Origin of the sequence: Kitasatospora sp. NPDC059599, from assembly GCF_042735125.1 — a bacterium.
Lineage (GTDB): Bacteria > Actinomycetota > Actinomycetes > Streptomycetales > Streptomycetaceae > Kitasatospora.
The window spans coordinates 44,853-59,093 of record NZ_JBHWCL010000045.1 but is presented as its reverse complement, the minus strand read 5'-3'; the positions used below and the strand labels follow the sequence as shown (position 1 = coordinate 59,093).

The window sequence follows — 14,241 nt, the reverse complement described above, 5'->3', positions numbered from 1 at the left end:
CTTCGGTGGCCGACCGGTGGCCCGGAGCGGCCGTCCGTCCGCCGCACGCCGGACCGGCCCGCCCGGGGGTCGCCCCGGCCGCCGCGGCGGCCCCCGCGCCGCAGCCGGGTGCGGTCGCCCCGCCGGCCCCGCTCGCGCTGCTCGCCGCGCTGCCGGAAGGGGCGGCCGTCGTCGCCGCCCTGCCGCAGGGCGTGCTGCCGCAGGGGCTGCTCGCCCAGTACGGCACGCAGTTCGGTGCGAACGGGAGCCCGCTGGTCGGGTACCTGGTGCTGGTGCCCGCCGAGAGCTCGGCGGCGGGGGACCCGGGCCTGCCCGGTGTGCCCGTCACCCCGACCCCGCCCGGGCCCGGCGTCCAGGCCCAGGCGGGTGTCCGCCCGGTGCGTCCCGCGGGCCGCGGCATCAGCGTCGATACCGAGCGGCGCAACGCCTACGTCGACGGGCGGCTGCTCGACCTCACCTACCTGGAGTTCGAGCTGCTGGCCCACCTCACCGAGCACCCGCAGCGGGTGCACACCCGGGATCACCTGGTCTCCGCGGTCTGGGGTTACGGCCACGTCGGGGACGGCCGGACGGTCGACGTGCACGTGGCCCGGCTGCGCCGCAAGCTCGGATCCGTCTACCGCGACACGATCGTGACGGTCCGCCGGGTCGGCTACAAGTACACCCCGGCCGTCGTCTGATCGCTGCCGCCGACTCCAGTGGCCGGTCGCCCGTGCCCCCTGAAGGGGCGGGCGGCCGGCCGCTGTGCATTGTGTGACGAGTGACGAGTCGTCAGGCCCGCTGGCCGGGTGGCAGCAGGAGTACGGAGAGGGCGTCGGCGCAGGTGCGGGCGTGGCCCAGGAACCAGTCCAGCCGGTCGTCGGTGAGGTGCGCCGGGGTCGAGCGGACCGCGAGCGCGAAGCGGGCCTGCCCGGCGCCGTCCAGGACGGGGATGGCCACCGTCCGCACCCCGTCGGCCGACTCGCCGTCGTTGAGGGCGTACCCGGCCACCCGGACCCTCGCCAACTCCTCGTCCAGGACGGCTGGTTCGGTGATCGTCCGGTCGGTGAAGGGGCGTAGCGGACCGAGTGCCGAGGTCGCCGCCCGGCCCGGGCGCGGCCAGGCCAGCAGGACCTTGCCGAGCGCCGTGGAGTGCAGCGGGCGGCGCAGGCCCAGCCCGGTGTCGGGGCGGACCGATCCGCCGACCAGGATCACCGCGTGCGGGCCGCTGCGGATCGCGAGGTCCGCCGTCGCCTTGGTGCGCCGGGAGAGCAGCTCCAGCTCGGGCGCGGCCAGGTGCAGTCCGCGCTGGTGGAAGGTGAGTTGGCCGAGTTCGGCGACGGCCGGGCCGAGCCGGTAGCGGGCGTTCTGCCCGTCCTGCTCCAGGAACCCGGCGCTGACCAGCGTGCGGGCCAGCCGGTGCGCGGTGGAGACCGAGAGGCCCATCCGGCGGGCCAGGTCGGAGGCGCTCAGGTCGGGGCCGTTGTCGTGGAAGCAGTGCAGCAACCCCAGCGCGCGCTGGACCGCCTGCGCACCGGCCGGCGGGTTCTGGACGGCGGTGGCGGCCTCGGCCATGACACCTCGCGTTTCGGTTCGGGTTCCGGTCGGACCGCCGGAGGGAGTCTCAGCGTAGGGCAGCCGGTGCTGCGGGAACGTGTCGATGACGTTGCAATGGAATGGCATTGATGAACAACTGATCCCACCATGTGGCAAAGGCTTGATTCCGGATCGACGGCCGTGGAACGCTCCTCGCAACGCACCGAACGGCACCAAGGACCGGGCGGCGCGGATGGCCCGACTCGCGGGAAGGAGCAGTGCCGTGACGTTCCGCCGGTGTCTCCCCTCCCGTGCGTGTTGTCGCTGATCCGCTGACCGGCTGATCTGTCGACCCGGTGATCCGCTGACCGGCTGATCCGCTGACCGGTTGATCGGCCGACTCTGCGTCGCGCCACCACCGTTCCCGCGGTGCGCGATCCTTCCGCCTCCCGGCGGCGCGCTCGCCGGGGGCGTGCCCGGATCCGCTCCCTTTCGGCGGCCGTCGGAGTCTGCCGATCGCTTCCGTTGGCTGCCGTGCCTGCCGTGCCTGCCTCGCTCTCCTCGCCTCCATGACCTTCGTAGAGGACCAAGCCCCGTGTCCAGTCGTTCCACCGGCCCCTCCACCGGTCCCTCCGCCCTTCCCGACACCCTGTGGTTCACCCGCTGCCCGGTGCCCACCGCGACCGGGATCGCCGCCGACCGGGGGTGGCTCGCCCGTGAGTTCGCCGCCGACGGGATCGCCGTCCGCTCGCTCCAGGACGCCCCGCCCGAGGAGGCCGCCGACCACCACTACACGCACGCGCTCACCGGCCTCTTCCGGGAGGGCGGCAACGTGCCCGCGCTGTGGGCCCGTTCACGGGGTGCGGCGACCCGGCTGATCGGCCTCACCTGGATCGAGGAGCGCCAGGTGGTCCTGGTCCGGGCCGGCAGCGGCATCACCGGGCCCGGACAGTTGCGCGGGCTGCGGCTGGCTCTCCCACATCATGGAATAGGCATCGACTTCTGGCGGGCCATGGCCCTGGCCGGCTTCCGCGGCGCCCTCGCGCTCGCCGGACTCACCCTCGACGACGCCGTACCCGTCGACGTCCCGGCCGTGCCCGGCGGTGGGCAGTGGTCGGCCGAACTGGCCGCGCTGCGGGACGGCACGGTCGACGCGGTGTACGTGAAGGGGGCGCTCGCCGTCGAGGCGGCCCGCCGGATCGGCGCGGAGGTGGCCGTGGAGTTGGATGCGGCGCCGGACCGTCGGGCCAGGGTCAACAACGGGACGCCCCGGCCGGTCACCGTCCACCAGCGTCTGCTCGACGAACACCCCGAGCTGGTCGCTCGCTTCCTCGCCGTCCTGCTGGAGGCCGCCGACTGGGCGGCCGAGCGGCCGGCGGAGGTGGCCCGGATCCTCCGGGCCGAGACCGGGGCCGGCGCCGAGGGCGTCGCCGGGGCCTACGCGGCGGGCAGCCACCGCACCCTGCACCTGGACCTGTCGGCGGAACGGCTGGAGCTGTTGGCACTGCAGGAACGCTTCCTGCGGGAACGGGGCTTCCTCGTCGCGCCGGTGGACGTCCAGGCGTGGGCGGACCCGGAACCGCTGCGCGCGGCCCGTGAGCTGCTCGACCGGCGGCGGCGGGCGGGCGTGGCGGCGGGCCTCCGCGGTCCCCTCGACGTCCCCGCCCGCGCCGCCGGCCTTCAGTGAACGGCCCTCAGTGAACGGCTTTCAGTGAACCGCCTTCGGCGAACGACTTTCAGATGTCGACTTTCAGCTTTCAGATAACAGCTTTCAGATAACAGATTTCGAAAGTTGTCAGTTGTCATCCGGTACCCCATTGGAGATCCCCGTGAAGACCCACCGCCTGGCCCTCGCCGCCACCGCGCTGCTCGCCTCCACCACCCTGGCCGCCTGCGGCTCGTCCGCCGGCGGCACCGAGGCCTCCGCCGGTGGAGGGGCCGACGGCAATGCCGATGTGGTGCTCCGCCTGCCCGACCCGGGGAACAACGGGTTCCTCGCCCTGGGCAAGAAGGACGGCTCGCTGGACCGGGCCTTGGCCGCCGTCCACGCCAAGGTCGCCTGGACCGGCAGCGCCGGTCCCTTCGCTCCTGCCGCCCAGGCCCTCTCCGCCGACCAACTGGACGTCGCCCAGGGCTCGATCACCTCGGCCGTGGCCGCGCTCGCCCAGAAGCCCGGCTTCAAGCTGTTCGCCCAGACCGCGCCCGACGGCGTCGGCGAGGGGATCCTGGTGAAGAACGGCTCGCCCGTCACGTCCGTCCGGGACCTGGTGGGCCGGAAGGTCGCCGTCTCCCAGGGCGGAACCAGTGAGTACCTGCTGCTCAAGGCGTTGGCCGAGAACGGCGTCCCCGCGGACAAGGTGGAGCGGGTCTACCTGCGGGCCGACCAGACCTCCGGCGTGTTCAACTCCGGCCAGGTGGACGCCTGGGCGACCTGGAACACCTTCTCGACGCCCGCCGTCGCGAACGCCGGCGCGCACTTCCTGGTCAACGGCCGGGAGGTGGGCTCCGACAACTACGCCGTCTGGGCCGTGCGCAACGGCTTCGCCGACAAGCACCCCGGGGTGGTCAGGGCCTTCTACGCCTACCTGCGTGAGAACGGCCGGAAGGAGAAGGCCGATCCGGCCGCCTACCTCAACGTCTTCACCGACTCCGGCCCCACCGCCGTCACCCCCGCGGAGAAGGACGTCGCGGTGAACGTCGGCAAGCAGAGCGCCCCGGCCGACGCCATCTCCGACGCGGACACCGTCCGGTTCGGCACGGTCGCCCGGTTCTTCGCCGAGCAGAAGGTCACCAAGCAGCTCGTGGACGTCAAGCCGTACCTGATCGACATCGACACGCTCGGGGACGGTGCCAAGTGACCACCGCAGCATCGGACGTGGCCGCCGGCCGCGCAGGCGGACCCGAAGCCGGGCCCGCAACCGGCTCCCCCGCCTCGCCCGCAGCCGGGTCCCCAGCCTCGCCCGCAGCCGGACCCGCATCCGGCGGTGCGCCGGGAAACGTGCCCGGCGACACCCGGGCCGCACTGGACGCCGGCCTGGTTGCCCCGCGCGGCAGACGGCACCGGCCCCGCCCGCGGGCGCTCGCCGCCACCCTGCGCGCGCTCGGTCCGCTGGCCCTGCTCGGAGGTTGGGCACTCGCCTCCGCCACCGGCGCGCTGACCCAGGACGTGCTCGCCTCGCCGGCCCAGGTCGCGGAAGCGGTGGGGGAGTTGTGGAGCAACGGCCAGTTGGCCGACGCCCTGGCGGTCTCCCTCACCCGGGCCGGACTCGGCCTGCTCTTCGGGGCGTCCGCCGGTCTGGTGCTCGGGGTGATCACCGGATTCACCCGACTCGGAGAGGAGTTGCTCGACTCAGCCGTCCAAGTCCTGCGCACCGTACCGTTCCTGGCGCTCGTCCCGTTGTTCATGGTGTGGTTCGGCATCACCGAGACCGCGAAGGTCGCCCTGATCGCCGTCGCCACCAGCTTTCCGATGTACGTGTCCGCCTCCGGTGGGGTCCGCAGTACGGATCGCAAACTGGTCGAGGCGATGCGCAGTTTCGGCCTCGGCCGCTGGGCGATCGTCCGGACGGTCGTGTTGCCCGGCGCGCTGCCGTCCCTGCTCTCCGGGCTGCGCCTGTCCATGACGCTCAGCGTGATCGCCCTGATCGCTGCAGAGGAGATCAACTCCACCGAGGGGATCGGGTACTTGATGGCCCAGGCCCAGAACTACTCCCGCACCGACGTCCTCGCCGTCTGCATCCTGGTCTACGGGGTGCTCGGCCTCACCGCGGACGGCATCGTCCGGGTCCTGGAGCGGGTGCTGATGCCGTGGCGCCAGGCCGTCCAGGGGGCAGCCCGATGACCGTGACCGCAGCCCGTACGACGTCCGCCGCCACGGCCGACGGCGCACCCGCCGCCACGGCCGACGGCGCACCCGTCTCCGCACCCGCCGCCACGCCCGACGGCGCACCCGCAGTCGGCGCGTCCGGGGAGGCCGTCCCGGCGGTCCATCTGTGCGGCCTGCGCCGGGTGTTCGGCACCCGGGCGGTCCTCGACGGAGTCGACCTCTCCATCGCCCGCGGCGAGTTCGTCGCACTTCTGGGCGCCAGCGGCACCGGGAAGACCACGCTGCTGCGCATCCTCGGCGCGCTCGACCAGGCCGACGAGGGTACGGTGCTCGTCCCTCCGGCCCGTACGGTGGTGTTCCAGGAGCCCCGACTCGTCCCGTCCAAGCGGGTGTTGGCCAACGTCACGGTCGGTCTGCCGCGCGGCGCCGAGACCCGGGGCACCGGGCTGAAGGCGCTCGCAGAGGTCGGTCTGGACGGGCACGCCGACGCCTGGCCGGCCACCCTCTCGGGCGGCGAGGCGCAGCGCGTCGCACTCGCCAGGGCGCTCGTCCGTGAGCCCCGACTCCTGCTGCTGGACGAGCCGTTCGCCGCCCTGGACGCGCTCACCCGGCTGCGCATGCAGGACCTCGTCGGCGACCTGGTCCGCCGCCACCGCCCGGCCGTGCTCCTGGTCACCCATGACGTGGACGAGGCCGTCCGGCTCGCCGACCGTGTCGTGGTCCTGCGCGACGGTCTGGTGGCCCGGGACGAGGCGGTGGCCGTCGACCGCCCGCGCGACCCCGCCGACCCGGCCTTCGCCGAACTGCGCCGACGGCTGCTGGCCGACCTCGGCGTCCACTGACCACCCGACCTCCCCGCTCCCGTCACCCGACCTCCCCGCTCCCGTCGACCTCCCCGGCCGAACCGAGCCCGTACCACCGGAGTTGAACAGATGACCGTCACCCTCGGCGTCCACGCAAGCAACCCCTCGCTCTACTACCTCGCCCGGCTCCCCTACCTGGACGAGGAACTGGCGCCGCTCGGCGAGACCGGTGCCTTCCACCACTACGCCGACGGCACCCGCACCGGCGCACTGCTCGCCGACGGCACCATCGACTTCGGAGGCACCGGCTCCACCCCGCCGATCACCGCACAGGCGGCCGGCCACGACCTGGTCTACGCGGCGGTGTCCGCGCCGCGCCCGGACCACGGCGCCCTGCTGGTGTCGGCCGCGGGCCCGGTCCGGACGGTCGCGGACCTCAGGGGCGGCACCGTCGTCCTCGGCGTCGGCTCCTGGCAGACCCACCTGCTCGCCAAGGCCCTGCACGGGCAGGGGCTGACGTACGGCGGGGACGTCACCGCGGTGCGCCCGGCGGCGGGTGAGGACCAGGCCCGGAGGCTGCGCGAGGGCGAGATCGCCGGCTGGATCGCGCAGGGCGCCGAACTCGCCGCCGCCCGGCGCAGCGGGGACCTCCGCGAGCTGATCCGCACCGGTGACGTCATCACCGACCGCTCGGTGTTCTTCACCCGGCGCGAGTTCGCGACCGGGCGTCCCGAGGTGGTCGCCGCGATCACAGGCGCGCTGCGCCGCGCGGACGCCTGGGCGGCCGCGCACCCGGCCGAGGCCGCCGCGATCGCGGCCGGGGAACTGGGCGGCACGGTCGCCGACTGGCGGACGGCGCTGGCCGCACTGCCGTGGCGACTGGAGCCCGCCACCGCCGGGTTCGTCGCCGAGCAGCAGGAGGCCGCGGACATCTTCCGCACGGTGGGCTTCATCGACCGCGCGCTGACCGTAGCCGACGCCCACCTGCCCGCCCTGGAGGCCCCGGTGGCCGCCGCGCTCGCGAAGGCGGTCTGACGCGTGCCCTCCGAAGTCCTCTGGTACATCATCCCGCGCGAGGGTCACTACCCCTGGGAGCCGGCCGGCCGCCGCCCGGTGGACCTGCGTTACCTGCAGCAACTCGCCGGCAGTGTGGAGCGGTTGGGCTACACGGGTGCCCTGCTGGCGACCGACCTCCACGACGTCTGGACGCTCGGCAGCGCGCTCGCGGCGGCCACCACCCCGGCCTTCAAGCCGCTGCTGGCCGTTCACCCCGGGCTGATCTCGCCCACCCTGCTGGCCAAGATGGCGCTCAGCTTCGACCGGCTGCACGGCGGCCGGCTGCGCTTCAACGTGGTCAACGGCTCGACCGCGCAGCTGCGCGAGTACGGCCTGGACGTCGAGCACGACGACCGGTACCGGCTCAGCGGTGAGTACTGGTCGATCGTCAAGCGCCTCACGGCCGGTGAGGTCTTCGACCACAAGGGCGAGTTCTACGACCTGAAGAACGCCGGCGCGAGCCTGCGCGAGCTGATCCCGGAGCAGCCCGGTGGCATCCCGCTCTGGTTCGGCGGCAGTTCGGCGGCCGGGATCGAGATGGCCGCCGAGCACGTGGACGTGTACCTGACCTGGGGCGAGCCGCCGCACCTGCTGAAGGAGAAGCTGGACCTCGTGCGCGAGCGTGCCGCCGCGCACGGCCGGACCCTGCGGATCGGGCTGCGGCTGCACCTGATCGTGCGGGACACCGAGGACGAGGCCTGGGCGGCGGCCGACCGGCTGCTGAACGTCACGAGCGAGGCGACGTACGCGCGCCGACTGGGCGACGCGACGGGGGAGGACGGGGTCGGCTGGCAGCGGCAGTTCCGCCAGCACGGTGGCAGGGTGCCGGCCCGGGCGCGGGAGCTGGAGGCCCACCCCAACCTGTGGCCGGGGATGAGCCTGTTCCGGCCCGGTCCCGGAACGGCGGTGGTGGGCTCGACCGCCCAGGTGATCGAGCGGCTGCAGGAGTTCGAGGCGCTGGGCGTCGACACCTTCATCCTCTCGGGGAACCCGCTGCTGGAGGAGGCCCACCGGGTTGCAGAAACGGTTCTGCCCGGCTTGGGCATCGGCCGGAGCTGATGGGCCGACGGATGTCGGCCGACAGCTGACGGATCACAGCCGACAGCTGACAGACGACAGCTGACAGACGACAGCTGACAGACGACAGACGACAGCTGACAGATTTCGAAATCTGTCAGCTGTCATCTGTCACGTCGACACAGCCTGGTGAATCAGCAGCTCACCGGCTCAGTCGGTCGATCTCTGCCAGCTGCTCCGCCGTCAGCGGCCCGCCGGCCAGTGCGTCGAGGTTCTGGTCCAGCTGGGCCACACTGCTCGCACCGATGATCACCGACACCACCCGCGGGTCCCGGAGCACCCAGCTCAGCGCCAGCTGCGCCAGCGTCTGCCCGCGCTCCTCGGCGATCTTGTTCAGTGCCCGCAGCTGCTCCAGCTTCGGCCCGGTGAGCGCCTCCTCGGTCAGGAACTTCCCGACCGACATCCGGGAGCCCGCCGGCACGTCGCCGGAGAGGTAGCGGTCCGTCAACAGTCCCTGGGCGAGCGGCGAGTAGGCGATCAGGCTGGTCTGGGTGTCGCCCACCGCGTCCAGCACGCCGGCCTCCTCGACGTGCCGGTCGAGGATCGAGTACGCCGACTGGTTCATCAGCACCGGCGTCCCCAGCTCGCGCAGGATCCCCACCGCCTCCCGGTGCTGCTCCGCCGGGTAGTTGGAGATCGCGGCGTACAGCGCCCGGCCCGAGCGCACCGCGGTGTCCAGCGCCCCCATCGTCTCCTCGACCGGGGTGTCCGGGTCGTAGCGGTGCGAGTAGAAGACGTCGACGTAGTCCAGCCCCATCCGGTCGAGCGACTGGTCGAGGCTCGCCAGCAGGTACTTGCGGCTGCCGCCGTTGCCGTACGGGCCGGGCCACATGTCCCAGCCGGCCTTGGTGGCGATGAACAGCTCGTCCCGGTACGGCCGGAAGTCCTGGGCGAACAGGTAGCCGAAGTTGCGCTCGGCACTGCCGTACGGGGGGCCGTAGTTGTTCGCCAGGTCGAAGTGCGTGACGCCCCGGTCGAAGGCGCGGCGCAGCACCGCCCGCTGCACCTCCAGCGGCTGGGCGTCACCGAAGTTGTGCCAGAGCCCGAGCGAGACGGCGGGCAGCTGGACGCCACTGCGGCCGGCCTTCCGGTAGGTCATCGAGGCATAGCGGTCATCCGCGGCGAGGTAGCTCATGCCGGACATCCTGCCAGTCGGCACCGGCGGATCAAGCCCTTGCCCCGTTCCTTGGCCGGTGCCTACGCTTGCGGAGGATCGTGTGCGTGCGGGGTGGGGGGAGGCGTGATGGCAGTCCGGGGCGTGTCCGCCGGGTCCGCCGTGCCCGTTGCTCCCGGCTCGCCCGCGGTGCAGTCGGGGCTGCCGGCGCAGTCCGGGCCACCGACACGTGCCGTCCGTGTATCGCACGCCGTGCCCGTGGCGCGCGCCGTGTCCGTGGCGCGCGCCGTACCCCGCTGTTGTTGTCGCCCCCGCAGCAGCACCCGGCGCTGACGCCACGCCCGAGCGGTCCGCGGGCCCCGGGTTCCCGGTCCCGACCCCCGTCAGCGATTCCGTCGGTGCCGCCCGTGCGAGCGCAGCCCGGCCACCGCCTCACGCCCCTGCGCTCCGCGCGGCTCACCGGCCTCCTCCCCGCGAGCCCCGGGCCCTCCGGCCCGCCCCGAGCGCCCCAAGGAGATCACCGTGCGGTTCACCGTGTCGTCCCTCGTCGCCAACGCCCCCGACCCCGTCACCGGGGTCCGGCGCACCCCACAGCAGAAGCTGCGCAACGTGATCGACCAGGCGGTCCTCGCCGAGCAGCTTGGCTACGACGGCTACGGAGTGGGGGAGCGACATGGCGAGCCCTTCCTCTCCCCGGCGCCGCCCGTCCTGCTGAGCGCCGTCGCCGCCCGCACCTCCACCATCCGGCTGTTCACCACGGTGACGGTGCTCAGCATCCTCGACCCGGTCCGGGTCGCCGAGGACTACGCCATGCTCGACCAACTCTCGGGCGGCCGCGTCGAATTGATCATCGGCAAGGGCAACGACCCGCGCCACTTCGGCCTGTTCGGTCTCCCCGAGGAGCGTCAGTGGCAGGCACTGGCGGAGAACTACGAACTCCTGCGCCGCCTCTGGCGCGAGGAGAAGGTGACCTGGAAGGGCTCGACCCGCCCGCCGCTCGACGATGCCACCGTGTCGCCCCGCCCGCTGCAGAACCCGATCCCGGTCTGGCACGGCAGCGCGACCAGCCGGCAGTCCACCGACCTCGCGGCCCGTCACGGCGACCCGCTCTTCTCCGCGAACTCCTTCCACCCGCTGGAGAAGTACCGTTCGCTGGTCGAGCACTACCGCGAGCGCTGGGCGCACTACGGGCACGATCCGGAGCGGGCCCGGGTCGGCGCGGGCTTCGGCGGACTGTACGTCGCCAAGCGCTCGCAGGACGCCGTCGAGGGCTACCGCCCCTACTGGAACGCCCTGTTCGGCTCGGCAGCCGGCCGTCACAACAACTCCCCGTTCGGCTCGCTGGAGGACGCGCTGGACCGCGGATCGGCGCTGGTCGGCAGCCCGCAGCAGGTGATCGAGAAGATCCACCGCTACCACGAGGCCTTCGGCAACGAGGTGGTCGGTATCGGCGTGGACGCGCTCACCGAGGGGGCGCAGCGCGAGCAACTGGAGCTGTTCGCGGGTGAGGTGGCTCCTGTGATCCGGCGCGAACTCCGGTGACGGCCGGTCCGTCGCCCGCCCGCGCAGCGCGCCGTGCACCCCCTACGCGGTGTGACGCCGACAACCGTGCGTGACGTGACGCGCGCCACCGATCGCGCCGGAATGCCGCTCGGCGGCGCGGGGGATGACGAACCGTCGAGGGGCCGTGGCCGCCGGGGGGCGGCGCACGGCCCTCAGTCGGCCGGGCGACCGTCGAACGCCCCGGCCCCCGGCCCAGCTGACCGCCTGCTCACCTGCCCGCCTGCTCACCTGCCTGACTGCTCCCGGGCTCGTGTCCGCGTCGGCCGCCGGGCGCGTCTCAAGGCAACGGGATCCGGAAGACCACTGGCCTTCTGTACCTACTGGTATGTACAGTGATCTGCATGAGCACCCAGGACCGCCTCATCGAGAGCACCCAGGCCCTCCTCTGGGAACGCGGCTACGTCGGCACCAGCCCCAAGGCCATCCAGCAGCGCTCCGGGGTCGGCCAGGGCAGCATGTACCACCACTTCGCCGGCAAGCCCGACCTCGCAGCCGCCGCCCTGCGCCGCAGCGCCGAGCAGATGCGGGGCATCGCCGAGGCCGACCTCGCCGCCCCGGGCAGCGCCTACGACCGCATCGCCGCGTACCTGCGCCGCGACCGTGACGTCCTGCGCGGCTGCCGGATCGGCCGGATGGCCCAGGACCCGGACGTGGTCGCCGACCCCCAGCTGCGCGCCCCCGTCGAGGAGACCTTCGACTGGCTGCGCGGCCGGATCGCCGAACTGGTCGCCGAAGGCCGGGCCGACGGCGAGTTCGCCCCCGGCCTCGACCCGGACGACACCGCCGCCGCCGTGGTCGCCGTCGTCCAGGGCGGCTACGTCCTCGCCCGCGCCGCCGACAGCACCGAGCCCTTCGAACGCGCCGTCCGTGGCGCCCTCGGCCTGCTCGCGGCACACCGGGCGGCCTGAGGAACAGGACGGACCGGACGCGCAGGTCGGACCGGACGCGCAGGTCGGCCAGGCCGTGGGTGCGGACCGCACCGGACCCCACCCACGGCCCCCGCCGCCGGCACAGCCCGACGCCGCCCGGCACAGCCCGACGCCGCCCCACCGATCCCGAGGAGCCCCGCCGTGCACGCCATGCAGTACGAGATCACCCTCCCCGCCGACTACGACATGGGCATCATCCGCAAGCGCGTCGCCGACAAGGGCCACCTGCTCGACGCCCACCCGGGCCTCGGCCTCAAGGCGTACCTGATCAGGGAGCGCGGCCACCAGGGTGCGCCGGTCAACCAGTACGCGCCGTTCTACCTCTGGCGCACCGCCGAGGGCATGAACGGCTTCCTCTGGGGTCCGGGCTTCCGGAGTCTGAGCGCCGACTTCGGCCGTCCCGTCGTCCGCCACTGGCTCGGAGCGGGCCTCGTCGGCGGCACCGTGACCGGAACGGCGGGGACCGCCCCGACCACCGCCACCCGCCACACCGTACGGCTGCCGGAGACCGCCGATCCGGCCGAGGCCGTCGAGCGGGCGCTCGCCGAACTCCCCGTGCACCCGGCCCTGCACACCGCCGCCGTGGCCGTCGATCCGAGCCGGTGGGAACTGCTCACCATCGCCCTCTGGCACGGCCGGGCACCGGAGGAGGCGGCCGGCACCCGCTACCGGGTGCTCCACCTCTCCCGCCCCGAACTCGACCGGCTGCCGGCCGGCCGCCACTGGTGAAAGGACCAGCCGTCCCGATGACCTCCGCCCCGCCGCCCGACCTCACCCCGGCCCCGCTCGACCGCGAAGCCGGGTACGCCCTGCTCGGCGACCTCGCAGGCCCGGCCGCCGCGACCGTCCTCGGCGGCCTGGACGCCCTCGCCCCCGGGTTCCCGGACTGGATCGTCACCAGCCTCTTCGGCGGCACCTACCAGCGCCCCGGCCTCGCCCTGCGCGACCGCCAGATCGCCAACCTGGCCGCCCTCACCGCCCTCGGCGGCGTGGAACCGCAGCTCGCCGACCACGTCCGCTACAGCCTGCGGATCGGGATGACCAGGGAGGAGATCACCGAGGTCATGGTGCACCTCGCCCCGTACGTCGGCGTCCCCAAGGCCCTGGCCGGTCTGCGCGTCGCGACCGCCACCATCGCCGATGCCACCGCAGCGACCGCAGCCACCACCGTTGCCGCAGCCACCGCAGCGACCGCAGCCACCGCCACCGGCGTTACCGAGGAGCAGGCATGAGCCGCACCGTCCGCACCGTCCTCGGCGACCTCGACCCCGCCGAACTGGGCGTCACCGACTCCCACGACCACCTCTTCATCCGCAGCCCGCTGCTCCCCGGGCAGGAGCTGGACGACCCGGCCGCCGCCGAGGACGTCCTGCGCGCCTACGCGGCCGCGGGCGGCAGCGCCCTCGTCCAGTGGACCCCGTTCGGGATGGGCCGGGGCGCGGACTCCCTGGCCGCCCTCTCCCGCGCGACCGGCGTCCACGTCGTCGCCGCCACCGGCACGCACCAGGCGGTGCACTACGGACCGGGCACCGATCCCGCCCCCGACGACCTCGCCGAACGCTTCGTCACCGAGCTCACCACGGGTCTGCCGGGAACGGCGCACCTGCCGGGTGCCACGGGCCTGCCGGGTGCCCACGGCACACCCCGGGCCGTACGGGCCGGGCTGATCAAGGTCGCGGACGACGCGGGCCGCACCACCCCGCACACCCGCCGGACGATGGCCGCGGCCGCCGAGGCGCACCACGCCACCGGTGCTCCGATCGCGGTCCACCTCGAACCCGACGGCGATCCGTACGAGGTCCTGGGCCGGCTCAGCGGCCGCAACGGCGTCCGGCCGGACCGGATCATCCTCGGGCACCTCACCCGCTTCCCCGACCGCTCCGTGTACCGCGGCCTCGCCGCCGAGGGCGTCCGCCTCGCGCTGGACAGCCCCTCCCGGGCCGGTCACCCGGCCGACCTCCAGGCCTTCGAGGTCATCGCCGACCTGGTCGAAGCGGGCCATGCCACCCAGGTACTCCTGGGCGCCGACACCACCACGCGCACCGCCCGGCAGGCCGGCGGCCCGACCCGGCTGCTCACCGACCTCGCCCCGCGACTGGCCCGGGCCTTCGGCCCCGAGCTGCCCGAACTCCTCCTCACCACCAACCCGGCGGCCGCCTTCGCCGCGGACTGGCGCTCCCCGTGAGCCCCGAAGGTCCGGCCTCCGCGCGGGCCGCGTCCACCCGAACCGCCACCGCCTGAACCGCCACCGCCTGAAGCGCCACCGCCCGAAGCGCCCCGGCCCGAAGCGCCACCGCCCGAACCGATCCCGCTCCTGTGGCCGACTGCTCCCACCCGGGTTTGAATCCGAGTAGCCCT

Annotated in this window: 14 protein-coding genes; 12 read left to right on the top strand and 2 right to left on the bottom strand. The window is 73.7% G+C overall.

Features of this window, described 5'->3' with window-relative positions; translation table 11 throughout:
• Positions 1-5: 5 nt before the first annotated feature.
• The gene (locus ACFV04_RS18035) at positions 6-680 is read left to right on the top strand and encodes a winged helix-turn-helix domain-containing protein (protein ID WP_380530039.1); all 675 of its coding nucleotides are present in this window, start codon (positions 6-8) and stop codon (positions 678-680) included.
• 91 nt (positions 681-771) lie between these two features.
• Here ACFV04_RS18035 and ACFV04_RS18030 read toward each other — a convergent pair whose 3' ends face one another.
• On the bottom strand, positions 772-1,554 hold the full coding sequence (locus ACFV04_RS18030; protein WP_380530036.1) for an IclR family transcriptional regulator: 783 nt from the start codon (positions 1,552-1,554) through the stop codon (positions 772-774).
• A gap of 556 nt (positions 1,555-2,110) precedes the next feature.
• Here ACFV04_RS18030 and ACFV04_RS18025 point away from each other — a divergent pair.
• The 6 genes from ACFV04_RS18025 (at position 2,111) to ACFV04_RS18000 (ending at position 8,259) form a co-directional block, all read left to right on the top strand.
• On the top strand, positions 2,111-3,202 hold the full coding sequence (locus ACFV04_RS18025; protein WP_380530035.1) for an ABC transporter substrate-binding protein: 1,092 nt from the start codon (positions 2,111-2,113) through the stop codon (positions 3,200-3,202).
• A 142-nt stretch (positions 3,203-3,344) separates the two neighbouring features.
• Entirely contained in the window at positions 3,345-4,373 is a 1,029-nt protein-coding gene (locus tag ACFV04_RS18020; RefSeq protein ID WP_380530033.1) for an NrtA/SsuA/CpmA family ABC transporter substrate-binding protein, read from the top strand.
• Between the two features lie 140 nt (positions 4,374-4,513).
• The gene (locus ACFV04_RS18015; protein WP_380530031.1) at positions 4,514-5,356 is read left to right on the top strand and encodes an ABC transporter permease; all 843 of its coding nucleotides are present in this window, start codon (positions 4,514-4,516) and stop codon (positions 5,354-5,356) included.
• Positions 5,353-6,183, top strand: a complete 831-nt coding sequence (locus tag ACFV04_RS18010; RefSeq protein WP_380530030.1) for an ABC transporter ATP-binding protein — start codon at positions 5,353-5,355, stop codon at positions 6,181-6,183. Before ACFV04_RS18015 ends, ACFV04_RS18010 begins: the two co-directional genes overlap by 4 nt.
• Before the next feature lie 90 nt (positions 6,184-6,273).
• Positions 6,274-7,179: an ABC transporter substrate-binding protein gene (locus ACFV04_RS18005; RefSeq protein WP_380340163.1), complete on the top strand. Its 906-nt coding sequence runs from the start codon at positions 6,274-6,276 to the stop codon at positions 7,177-7,179.
• Between the two features lie 3 nt (positions 7,180-7,182).
• A complete protein-coding gene (locus ACFV04_RS18000) occupies positions 7,183-8,259 on the top strand; it encodes an LLM class flavin-dependent oxidoreductase (RefSeq protein WP_380530028.1) in 1,077 nt (358 codons plus the stop codon).
• A 160-nt stretch (positions 8,260-8,419) separates the two neighbouring features.
• On the opposite strand, the gene ACFV04_RS17995 is transcribed toward ACFV04_RS18000, so the two are convergent.
• Complete coding sequence (locus tag ACFV04_RS17995) at positions 8,420-9,412, bottom strand: aldo/keto reductase (protein WP_380530026.1); 993 nt, start codon at positions 9,410-9,412, stop codon at positions 8,420-8,422.
• Positions 9,413-9,913: 501 nt separating this feature from the next.
• Between ACFV04_RS17995 and ACFV04_RS17990 the strand changes: the two genes are divergently transcribed.
• The 5 genes from ACFV04_RS17990 to ACFV04_RS17970 all read left to right on the top strand — a co-directional run bounded on the left by ACFV04_RS17990 (position 9,914) and on the right by ACFV04_RS17970 (position 14,068).
• Positions 9,914-10,933, top strand: coding sequence for an LLM class flavin-dependent oxidoreductase (locus ACFV04_RS17990; protein ID WP_380530025.1), 1,020 nt, complete (start codon positions 9,914-9,916; stop codon positions 10,931-10,933).
• Between the two features lie 362 nt (positions 10,934-11,295).
• Positions 11,296-11,862, top strand: coding sequence for a TetR/AcrR family transcriptional regulator (locus tag ACFV04_RS17985; RefSeq protein ID WP_380530023.1), 567 nt, complete (start codon positions 11,296-11,298; stop codon positions 11,860-11,862).
• A 162-nt stretch (positions 11,863-12,024) separates the two neighbouring features.
• On the top strand, positions 12,025-12,612 hold the full coding sequence (locus ACFV04_RS17980; RefSeq protein ID WP_380530021.1) for a DUF4865 family protein: 588 nt from the start codon (positions 12,025-12,027) through the stop codon (positions 12,610-12,612).
• Between the two features lie 17 nt (positions 12,613-12,629).
• Positions 12,630-13,115 (top strand): carboxymuconolactone decarboxylase family protein, encoded by a 486-nt coding sequence (locus tag ACFV04_RS17975; protein ID WP_380530020.1) that lies wholly within the window; start codon positions 12,630-12,632, stop codon positions 13,113-13,115.
• Positions 13,112-14,068: a phosphotriesterase gene (locus tag ACFV04_RS17970; RefSeq protein WP_380530018.1), complete on the top strand. Its 957-nt coding sequence runs from the start codon at positions 13,112-13,114 to the stop codon at positions 14,066-14,068. Before ACFV04_RS17975 ends, ACFV04_RS17970 begins: the two co-directional genes overlap by 4 nt.
• Positions 14,069-14,241 lie beyond the last annotated feature (173 nt).

What these genes read in the sequence shown, in the direction of transcription:
- ACFV04_RS17995 (WP_380530026.1), bottom strand. Translation starts at nt 9,412, where the DNA reads ATGAGCTACCTCGCCGCGGATGACCGCTATGCCTCGATGACCTACCGG.
- ACFV04_RS17985 (WP_380530023.1), top strand. Translation starts at nt 11,296, where the DNA reads ATGAGCACCCAGGACCGCCTCATCGAGAGCACCCAGGCCCTCCTCTGG.
- ACFV04_RS17975 (WP_380530020.1), top strand. Translation starts at nt 12,630, where the DNA reads ATGACCTCCGCCCCGCCGCCCGACCTCACCCCGGCCCCGCTCGACCGC.
- ACFV04_RS18030 (WP_380530036.1), bottom strand. Translation starts at nt 1,554, where the DNA reads ATGGCCGAGGCCGCCACCGCCGTCCAGAACCCGCCGGCCGGTGCGCAG.
- ACFV04_RS17970 (WP_380530018.1), top strand. Translation starts at nt 13,112, where the DNA reads ATGAGCCGCACCGTCCGCACCGTCCTCGGCGACCTCGACCCCGCCGAA.
- ACFV04_RS18010 (WP_380530030.1), top strand. Translation starts at nt 5,353, where the DNA reads ATGACCGTGACCGCAGCCCGTACGACGTCCGCCGCCACGGCCGACGGC.
- ACFV04_RS18005 (WP_380340163.1), top strand. Translation starts at nt 6,274, where the DNA reads ATGACCGTCACCCTCGGCGTCCACGCAAGCAACCCCTCGCTCTACTAC.